The sequence below is a fragment of the Microcystis sp. M53602_WE12 genome (assembly GCF_030065455.1).
Taxonomy (GTDB): Bacteria; Cyanobacteriota; Cyanobacteriia; order Cyanobacteriales; family Microcystaceae; genus Microcystis; species Microcystis aeruginosa.
On sequence record NZ_JASJFB010000314.1, the window covers coordinates 1 to 2,908 of the forward strand.

Below are 2,908 nucleotides of genomic sequence, written 5' to 3' on the forward strand. Positions count from 1 at the left end.
AAATTACTGGTGCAAGTTGGCAATCTTGTAATGTACCGCAAGTCCTTCGTCATCGCTGTGCTTATCTAAATGGTTGCCTTTTTTAACTTTTTTATTGATCTCATTAAGCATTTCTACTTATTGCAAAGGTGAGATGCTCCCCTGTGGAATCAAAACAATCCCAATGACAGGATTGCAGAGGATGGGCAGTGGGGTCCAAATACCGCCGCTCGTCTCGGTAAATCTCCTGCTAATGGCTTTGCTAATGGTCCGACTCTAGACACAGGGGTTAATGGTGGGGGTAGCGTTGAACTAGGAGATCGCTTATTGCAACTCACGCGCCCACTTTTGGAAGGAGATGACGTGCGTCAAGTTCAGCAAGCATTAGTCCGCAATGGTTTCCAGTCAACAGTTGATGGTTTCTTTGGTCCAAAGACAGAAGAAGCAGTTAAAGCATTTCAACAACAGAAACAATTGCAACCTGTTGATGGCATCGTTGGACCTGCCACGCTTGCGGCTTTGGGACTCTCATCTTCCTAAAGGCAAACTGACATCAATAACCATGGAAACTATCGAAAACAAAATGCAAGGAGAATTTGCACAATGATCGGTCCAACCTTACGTTTATTTGACGGATTTGACCACACTTCTCCTCAACTTCGAGACGAAGTGATGGAACTGCAAGAACTGCTCAATGCCAAAGGAATTGCTGTCGTTATTGATGGCTTCTTTGGACAGGCAACCGAAATGGCTGTCAAACAATTTCAACGCTCTCGTGGTTTGGATGATGATGGAATTGTCGGTCCGCTGACTTGGGCAGCATTATCAGACGAGCAACCTCCCAATCTTGAACTTGTGTTTGCCACGACAATTGCTCGCAATGATGCTTCCATGCTCAGACAATTAGAAGCCGCTCAACAGTTTAGAGCTTTTATTGAAGAAGGAGCTAACCAACAGGGCTTTCCGATTGCTGTGATTGCGGGCATTGGTTCACGAGAATCTCACTGGGGATTACTCTTAAATCCACCTGGCCCTTCTGGTACGGGAGATTTTGGTCACGGTCGGGGACTGATGCAAATTGATGACCGTGCTTTTCCTCAGTTTACCTCTACTGGTAAGTGGAAAGATCCCAGAGAGAACATTCTCTTTGGCTGTCAAGTTCTTGCTGACAACCGAGCTTTTATGCAACGCAAGACTAATTTGCAAGGCAAAGAGCTTATCCGTGCCGCTTTAGCTGCATACAATTCTGGACCTGGAAATGCCCTAAGAGCTTTGCTCGACCACGGAGATGTTGATTTCTTCACTGCTAACCGGAATTATGGCAAAGATACTCTCAGTCGAGCCGGATGGTTCCAGTTACGTGGTTGGAGTTGACTAACAAAGTAAGTAGAGTTGTTGCATGAGCTAAATTATTGTCAACAACTCTATATTATTGCTCAAAGTTTTTAAACAATTTTATTGCCGAGATTTTTTCTAATTATGCCATTTACCGCCAAAGTCATTACCACAGCCGAATGGGGAGCGAGACCGCCAAAACTGGGAACGTTTCCTTTTAAAAGAACAGTTCCCCGTTATGTCATCGTCCACTATTTTTGTAAAAGGAGGTAAAAGCCACAATTAAACTTAAAACTCCATACATCGATCCAGTTTTATCCCCAAAAAAGAGGTGAATGACAATGAAAAAATCAATTGTTAAATGGATGCTTACTGCATTACTAACTACTGTTTTTGTGACTTTTGCCTATGGATTAGTTACCAACGTCTTAGCTCAAACTCCTTCTCCAACTCCTTCTGTAACACCTTCCTCTAAAACTCCTTCCCCGACTCCTGCTCCAACATCTTCCCCTCAAATCCCCTCCCGGACTGCTGCTGCAACATCTTCCCCTCAAACTCAATCTGGGACTCCTGCGAAGTTCTCTGACCAGGCGTTGGCAATAGCAATAGCATTAGGGGGTGTTTTGGGTTTCTATACAATTACTGTCTTGTGGGTAAGCTGGGATAACAACTATAATTTTCGTGAATTATGGATTAAGCCCGTAGCTTTGACAGCAGGACACCTTGGTAAAGCTAGTCTTTCTAATTTTCAAATTTTTGGTTTCACTTTAGTGGTGCTATTTCGACTTCTATACACTCTGTCCAATGAGAAAGAACTGAGTGGGCTATCAAATGATATTCTTTTACTACTAGGTATCAGTGCTGTTGGCACAACTGGTTCCAAGGTGATAGCATTGGGAAGCAAACGACTGACATTCTCTAATTGGGCCTGGTTGCGAAATCATCAATGGCTGACCATTGGTGAAAAAGGTTACGAGAAAAAACCAGAATTAGAAGATGCAAAATGGAGCGACCTAATCAAAAGCGGTGGTTCATTTGATGTTTACAGCTTTCAACTAGCAGGTTTTAGCTTGTTGGTAGCTGCTAGCTTATTTTTAGGTGTTTTCGGTACTGGTTCAGATCTGGCGACATTTACTTTACCGCAAAACTTTCTTTCTATTCTTGGACTGAGCAACGTTGTCTATCTAGGAGGGAAAGTTACAGATCCAAATTCTTACGAAGAACTCAACCAAAAAATCGATGAATTACGGACGGAAGAAACAGACTTAATTTCTCAATACCCTAATATTCAACCCGAAAGTTATGGAAAGTATATTGCCAAAGCGCGTATTGTTGCAGAGATGCTAAGGTCATTTTACGGTGAGAAAGGAATTTTTAGCGGTAATCCCATTGACTTTAGTAAATTGATGCCAAATATTCCTCAAAAAGACCCCCAATTTCAGCCAGCGATCACGGTTCTTCGTTACTTAGTATGGTTCGATAGGGGGGCATAAATCGACTAAATCCTTATCTGGCAAGAGACTTAATTGATTAGTTCGCTCTAGAGCAAAAATAATTGACAAAAATCGCCAAATGCCTTTCTATATAAGGGTTC

The 2,908-nt window shown here is 42.5% G+C and carries 3 protein-coding genes; all 3 read left to right on the forward strand.

Annotation, left to right across the window (positions count from 1 at the left end):
• The first annotated feature begins 306 nt into the window (after positions 1 to 306).
• Positions 307 to 519 carry a peptidoglycan-binding domain-containing protein gene (locus PX482_RS11205; protein WP_043996442.1) on the forward strand — a complete coding sequence of 71 codons (213 nt, stop codon included), beginning with the start codon at positions 307 to 309 and terminating at the stop codon, positions 517 to 519.
• A 63-nt stretch (positions 520 to 582) separates the two neighbouring features.
• Positions 583 to 1,353, forward strand: coding sequence for a peptidoglycan-binding protein (locus PX482_RS11210; RefSeq protein WP_002756839.1), 771 nt, complete (start codon positions 583 to 585; stop codon positions 1,351 to 1,353).
• Positions 1,354 to 1,655: 302 nt separating this feature from the next.
• Positions 1,656 to 2,807 carry a hypothetical protein gene (locus PX482_RS11215; RefSeq protein ID WP_288093154.1) on the forward strand — a complete coding sequence of 384 codons (1,152 nt, stop codon included), beginning with the start codon at positions 1,656 to 1,658 and terminating at the stop codon, positions 2,805 to 2,807.
• Positions 2,808 to 2,908 lie beyond the last annotated feature (101 nt).

Coding starts and splice junctions, on each gene's coding strand:
- PX482_RS11215 (WP_288093154.1), top strand. CDS start 1,656: ATGAAAAAATCAATTGTTAAATGGATGCTTACTGCATTACTAACTACT.
- PX482_RS11210 (WP_002756839.1), top strand. CDS start 583: ATGATCGGTCCAACCTTACGTTTATTTGACGGATTTGACCACACTTCT.